The 467-nt window shown below is 57.8% G+C and carries 1 rRNA gene (running past one end of the window); it reads right to left on the reverse strand.

The window, feature by feature from the left end:
- A 16S ribosomal RNA gene (locus tag ASF69_RS21355) occupies positions 1-467 on the reverse strand (its annotated part continues 769 nt past the right edge of the window); the annotation flags it as partial.

Below are 467 nucleotides of genomic sequence, written 5' to 3' on the forward strand. Positions count from 1 at the left end.
TTCCCCTACGGCTACCTTGTTACGACTTCACCCCAGTCGCTGACCCTACCGTGGTCGCCTGCCTCCTTGCGGTTGGCGCAGCGCCGTCGGGTAAGACCAACTCCCATGGTGTGACGGGCGGTGTGTACAAGGCCCGGGAACGTATTCACCGTGGCATGCTGATCCACGATTACTAGCGATTCCGCCTTCATGCACTCGAGTTGCAGAGTGCAATCTGAACTGAGACGGTTTTTGGGGATTTGCTCAACCTCGCGGTTTCGCGTCCCACTGTCACCGCCATTGTAGCACGTGTGTAGCCCATCCCGTAAGGGCCATGAGGACTTGACGTCATCCACACCTTCCTCGCGGCTTATCACCGGCAGTCTCCCTAGAGTGCCCAACTGAATGATGGCAACTAAGGACGTGGGTTGCGCTCGTTGCGGGACTTAACCCAACATCTCACGACACGAGCTGACGACAGCCATGCA

The sequence above is a fragment of the Rhizobium sp. Leaf311 genome, assembly GCF_001423445.1.
Classification (GTDB): Bacteria; Pseudomonadota; Alphaproteobacteria; order Rhizobiales; family Rhizobiaceae; genus Agrobacterium.